Below are 5,373 nucleotides of genomic sequence, written 5' to 3' on the forward strand. Positions count from 1 at the left end.
GCAAGCGTGCCGCCGATTTGTCCGGCGCCGATAAGGGCAATCTTAGGTCTGGCCATTGAAACAGGTCCTTTGGTGATATGGTTTCGGCGCTTTGGGTAAGGGTTTGGCGGCATTTGCGCAAGAGTGCTGCGCTGCGGCATCACGTGCGAAGATGTGGTCAATACCGTATGAACCCGCTAACGAAGGGTGAATACAGAACAAATCAGGGCATCCAAGTGATTGAGTTTGGTTGGCAATTCTTTGCAGTCGGCATCCCCGCGATCATCTTTGGGGGGATATCCAAGGGTGGATTCGGCTCTGGTGCGGCATTTGCGGCAGGGGCGATTCTCGCGCTTGTGGTCCCGCCGGGGGCTGCTTTGGGGATTGTTCTGCCGCTGTTTATGTTGGTCGATGCGGCCACTTTGAAACCTTACTGGGGCAAGTGGCACTGGCCATCCGCCAAGGGCCTGATGATCGGGGCCGTGCCGGGCTGTATCATCGCCGCCTTCCTTTATGCAGTTGTTGACGGTGATGTTTTCCGGTTGTTGATCGGGGTGATCTGTCTGGCGTTTGTTGCGTTTCAGATGTCGCGCGCGCTGGGCTGGTTAACAGTACGGACTATGCCGTTTTCCGCGCCTTGGGCTTGGTTTGCCGGCCTTATCAGCGGATTCACGAGCTTTGTCAGTCATGCAGGCGGACCGCCATCTGCTGTTTTCTTGCTGTCCCAAGGGCTAAGCAAGACTGCATTCCAAGCTACGACGGTTGTCGTGTTCTGGGCAGTCAATTGGATGAAGGCGGTGCCTTACGCGTTCTTGGGTATCTTCAGTTGGGATACGTTGATGGGCAGTTTGCTGCTGGCACCATTTGCGTTGCTCGGCGCATGGATTGGCGTCAAAGCTCATCATTTGGTGCCAGAGAGGTTGTTCTTTGGCCTGACTTACGTGCTGCTGGTTATCACGGGCGTACGATTGATTTGGGTCGCAATCTAAACGGTTAGGTGCCGCGATCGAAATTCGCCAATGGTTCGTTCAGGTATTGATGGGCTTGCCCCGCGGCGACCATACAGGTCAATTCACCCGGCTGCGTGACCGTGATCGTCCAAGATCCGGTATCGGGGGACGCAAAGACCTCGACCACCGCGTTGTTATCGCCAAGCCTGATTGATTGCCTGTTTTCGCCGTAAAGCTGCCCGAGCCGTGTGACGACTTGGCTGTGATCTGCGCAGTTGGCGTCTTGAGCCTGCGTTTGCGTCCCCTGCAGCAAGGCCGCACCGATGCCAAAGGACATTAGGTACAAGGTGTTTCTCATGAGGCTCCCCTTCGTTGTGATGATGGGCCGTCCACGCAGGGCAGCTGAAAAAGTGAATCAAATTGTCAGGGAAAGATGCTCGGAAATGGTTAACACACCGTAACGATGTCGGATTTGCTGCGATGCGGCATTATGGCCTTGAATGATCTGCGCATTTCTGGCGTTCTTTGCGCAACTTTATTGCGAGGAAGATTCGATGCATAACCGTCCATACCGATCCGCCCTATATATTCCTGGATCGAAAGATCGCGCGCTGGAAAAGGCGCGTGGCTTGCCGGTGGATGTGATCTTGTTCGATCTTGAGGACGCAGTTTCGCCTGATGCCAAGGTCGCTGCGCGCGATACGCTTTATGCGGCGCTTGCTGATGACGGGTATGGTGCACGGTTGAAAATCGTGCGGATCAACGGGTTGGATACGGAATGGGGTGCAGCGGATGCATCTGCGGTTGCTGCAATGAATTGCGATGCGATTTTGCTGCCAAAGGTGAACGGGCCTGAAGATGTTGATGCGCTGGCCGCGTTGGTCCCTGATTTACCGATCTGGGCGATGATGGAAACACCGCAAGGGATATTGAATGCTGGTGCGATTGCCGCGCACCCGCACATCGCGGGTTTTGTTTTGGGCACGAACGATCTGGCCAAGGATCTGAATTCGCGGACCCGCGCGGCGCTGATGACATCATTGCAAATGTGTTTGCTCGCAGCGAAAGCGGCGGGGATCGTGGCCCTTGATGGGGTCTATAATGCCTTCAAGGACGAGGACGGTTTGCGCGCCGAATGTACCGAAGGGCGTGATATGGGCTTTGATGGAAAAACCCTGATCCACCCTGCACAGGTCGCGATTGCCAATGCAGCCTTTGGTCCAACGGATGAAGAAATTGATCTGGCCTGTCGCCAGATTGCGGCGTTCGAGGCAGCAGAGGCCGAAGGCCAAGGCGTGGCTGTGGTCGATGGCCGCATCGTTGAGAACTTGCATATCGTGACCGCGCGGGCGACCTTGGCGAAAGCCGCGATTATCGCCGCATTGGAGACAGCATGACATTATTAATTGCAGGGGTCGTTCTTTGGTGGGCGGCGCATTTGTTCAAACGGGTTGCGCCAAATGCGCGTCAAGCGCTGGGTACGGCTGGCAACCCGATTATGGCTGTAACGATCATCCTCAGTGTTGTGCTGATGGTGGTGGGATACCGTGGCGCTGAAGGCACGTTTTACTGGGGTCCGTCGCCGATGTGGGTTGGGATCAACAACCTGCTGATGGTTCTAGCGTTCTATTTCTATGCTGCGAGTGCCGCTAAGGGCGCGAAAATCTGGCTTGGCACTAAGGTACGTCACCCCCAGTTGACGGGTTTTTCAATTTGGGCAGGCGCGCATTTGTTAGTGAATGGCGACACGCCGTCGTTCATCTTGTTCGGTGGACTACTCGTCTGGGCCGTGGTCGAGGTTTTGCTGATCAACGCCCAAGAAGGCCCATGGGAACGCCCTGCGCGCGCACCCGCCAAGAAAGAAGTCGTCGCAATCGTTGTGACAGTTGTTTTCGTCATCGTTGTTATGGCCATTCACTACGCTTTGGGCGTTTCACCCGTAGGATAAACTGATGCAGATTTACCGATTACTGACAGGGGACGACACGTCCGCGTTTTGCCATAAAGTGTCCGATGCGCTAGCCAAGGGTTGGGTGCTTTATGGTGATCCGACCTATGGGTACGACCATGCCAATGGCGTGATGCGCTGCGGACAGGCGGTGACCAAAGATATCGACACGCCCTATTCGCCAGATATGAAGTTGGGCCAGCAATGACCAAGACCAATGCAGGCCGTTTCTTTGAGGATTATGTCGTTGGCGATGTGATCACCCATGCCGTGCCGCGCACGATTTCAGGCGGAGAACGCGCGATGTATCACGCACTTTATCCAGCCCGTGGTGCGCTTTATTCATCAGATGAATTTGCCCGTGCCAGCGGTTTGCCAGCATCCCCCATTGATGATTTGGCCACGTTTCATACGGTCTTTGGCAAAACGGTGCCTGATGTTTCGCTGAATGCGGTCGCGAATTTGGGCTATGCTGAAGGGCGTTGGCTACAACCTGTGTATCCCGGCGACACTCTGACGTCGCAGTCCGAGGTGATCGGGGTCAAGCAGAACTCCAACGGGAAATCTGGTGTGGTTTGGGTCCGGACCACGGGTCGCAATCAGCGCAGCGAGGCGGTGCTGAGCTATGTGCGCTGGGTAATGGTGCGCAAACGCGGGCAGGCGGATGCGCCTGAAACGGTGATTCCGGAGTTGGCGAAAACTGTTGCGGCGGCTGATTTTGTTGTGCCCAACGGCCTCACTTTTAAGGACTACGATTTCGCGCAGGCAGGTGAAACGCACCGCTTGGGTGATTACGCAGTGGGCGAGGTGATTGATCACGTTGATGGCGTGACCATCGAAGAGGCAGAGCATATGTTGGCCACCCGTCTTTGGCAAAACACCGCCAAGGTGCATTTTGATGCCAGCAATCGCGCTGACGGCAAGCGGTTGATTTACGGGGGGCATGTGATTTCACTGGCTCGTGCGCTTTCCTTCAATGGCTTGGCGAATGCGCAGATGATTGTCGCTCTGAACGGGGGTGCGCATGCGAACCCGTGCTTTGCGGGCGATACGGTGCGCGCTTGGTCCGAGGTGTTGGATGTTGCCGAAACCGCAGCCCCCGGTGTGGGTGCGATCCGGCTTCGCTTGGTTGCGACCAAGGGTGAGGCGGGCGTCTTGCGCGGTGACGATGGCAAATATGTGCCTGATGTCTTGCTTGATCTGGATTATTGGGCGTTGATGCCGGTTTAGCGCTACCAGAAGAATTTTGTGATCACATAAATTTTTAGTGTGATCACAAAGGATGAAAAACTGCAGCCGCGCGTCACTTTTTCACAGGTTTGTGCCGTGGCGTCGCGTGACTCTTGTCGCTGAATGAGGCACAAAGGCGCAAAGGCGTCGTCTTGCCGGACGACACGTGCCAACGAAGGGAACTGTTATGGCTGATGTGAACCGGGGCAATCGCCCGCTTTCACCGCATTTGACGATCTACCGACCGCAATGGACATCGATTTCATCGATCCTTGTGCGGATCACTGGAAACGCGCTGATTGTGGCGGCATTGTTGATTGTTTGGTGGTTCGTCGCCGTCGCATCTGGACCAGAGGCATTTGCGACCGCGAACGGATTTATCACCAGCTGGTTCGGTGATTTGATTATGACGCTGTCGGTGCTGGGCCTTTGGTATCACACGCTTGGCGGTTTGCGTCACCTTGTGTGGGACAGTGGCCGTATGCTGGACGTCGACAAGTCAGAAATGGCTGCGCAAATGATGATGGTTTTGGCGGTGCTGCTGACCATCTTCACTGTCATCGCGACATAAGGAACAACATCATGGCATTCTTAACTGACCGCAAACGCGCCGTTGGCATGGGTTCTGCGAAAACTGGAACCGAACATCACTGGCAAATGATGGTGTCCTCTGTGGCGCTGCTGCTGCTAATTCCAATGTTTGTTTTCACCTTCGGGTCGATCCTTGGGTCGTCCTATGAAGAGGTGATTGCCTATTACCAACGTCCATTCCCCGCCGTCGTGGCAGCTTTGACGATGCTGGTTGGCTTTTACCACTTTCGTGGTGGTGTCCAAACACTGATCGAAGACTATGTTCATGGTTTCGCCCGCAAAGTGGCGATCATCGGCATGATCTGCCTGTCCTACGGTGCGGCGGCATTTGCGATTTTCGCAATCGTCCGTATCGCCCTTTAATTCCCGCGGAGCACTTTTTATGGCTGCATATGAATATGAAACCCACACCTATGACGCAATTGTTGTAGGCGCTGGTGGTGCTGGTCTGCGCGCGACGCTGGGCCTTGCTGAACAAGGGCTGCGCACGGCCTGTATCACAAAGGTTTTCCCGACACGCTCGCACACTGTTGCTGCACAAGGCGGCATCGCGGCGTCCCTTGGCAACATGGGACCGGATAGCTGGCAGTGGCACATGTATGACACGGTTAAAGGCTCTGACTGGTTGGGTGATACCGACGCGATGGAGTATCTGGCCCGTGAAGCCCCCAAAGC

General features: G+C 55.3%; 9 protein-coding genes. 8 read left to right on the forward strand and 1 reads right to left on the reverse strand.

Annotated features, from left to right (window positions below; genetic code table 11):
* Positions 1-215: 215 nt before the first annotated feature.
* Positions 216-968 carry a sulfite exporter TauE/SafE family protein gene (locus QZ197_RS13115; RefSeq protein WP_296432509.1) on the forward strand — a complete coding sequence of 251 codons (753 nt, stop codon included), beginning with the start codon at positions 216-218 and terminating at the stop codon, positions 966-968.
* A 4-nt stretch (positions 969-972) separates the two neighbouring features.
* Here QZ197_RS13115 and QZ197_RS13120 read toward each other — a convergent pair whose 3' ends face one another.
* Positions 973-1,287 carry a hypothetical protein gene (locus QZ197_RS13120; protein WP_296432496.1) on the reverse strand — a complete coding sequence of 105 codons (315 nt, stop codon included), beginning with the start codon at positions 1,285-1,287 and terminating at the stop codon, positions 973-975.
* Between the two features lie 196 nt (positions 1,288-1,483).
* On the opposite strand from QZ197_RS13120, the gene QZ197_RS13125 reads away from it, so the two are divergent.
* The 7 genes from QZ197_RS13125 to QZ197_RS13155 all read left to right on the forward strand — a co-directional run.
* Positions 1,484-2,326 carry a CoA ester lyase gene (locus QZ197_RS13125; protein ID WP_296432497.1) on the forward strand — a complete coding sequence of 281 codons (843 nt, stop codon included), beginning with the start codon at positions 1,484-1,486 and terminating at the stop codon, positions 2,324-2,326.
* A complete protein-coding gene (locus QZ197_RS13130; RefSeq protein ID WP_296432498.1) occupies positions 2,323-2,877 on the forward strand; it encodes an NnrU family protein in 555 nt (184 codons plus the stop codon). The genes QZ197_RS13125 and QZ197_RS13130 overlap by 4 nt, the downstream gene beginning before the upstream one ends.
* A 4-nt stretch (positions 2,878-2,881) precedes the next feature.
* On the forward strand, positions 2,882-3,085 hold the full coding sequence (locus QZ197_RS13135; RefSeq protein ID WP_296432499.1) for a DUF1737 domain-containing protein: 204 nt from the start codon (positions 2,882-2,884) through the stop codon (positions 3,083-3,085).
* Entirely contained in the window at positions 3,082-4,107 is a 1,026-nt protein-coding gene (locus QZ197_RS13140; RefSeq protein ID WP_296432500.1) for a MaoC family dehydratase, read from the forward strand. The genes QZ197_RS13135 and QZ197_RS13140 overlap by 4 nt, the downstream gene beginning before the upstream one ends.
* 187 nt (positions 4,108-4,294) lie before the next feature.
* Positions 4,295-4,678: a succinate dehydrogenase, cytochrome b556 subunit gene (sdhC, locus tag QZ197_RS13145; RefSeq protein ID WP_296432501.1), complete on the forward strand. Its 384-nt coding sequence runs from the start codon at positions 4,295-4,297 to the stop codon at positions 4,676-4,678.
* Between the two features lie 11 nt (positions 4,679-4,689).
* Positions 4,690-5,061, forward strand: a complete 372-nt coding sequence (sdhD, locus tag QZ197_RS13150; protein ID WP_296432502.1) for a succinate dehydrogenase, hydrophobic membrane anchor protein — start codon at positions 4,690-4,692, stop codon at positions 5,059-5,061.
* A 19-nt stretch (positions 5,062-5,080) separates the two neighbouring features.
* Positions 5,081-5,373, forward strand: a 293-nt coding sequence (locus tag QZ197_RS13155) for an FAD-binding protein (RefSeq protein WP_296432503.1), incomplete at its 3' end; no start/stop codon positions are given.

Source organism: Yoonia sp. (assembly GCF_017854415.1).
Lineage (GTDB): Bacteria > Pseudomonadota > Alphaproteobacteria > Rhodobacterales > Rhodobacteraceae > Yoonia.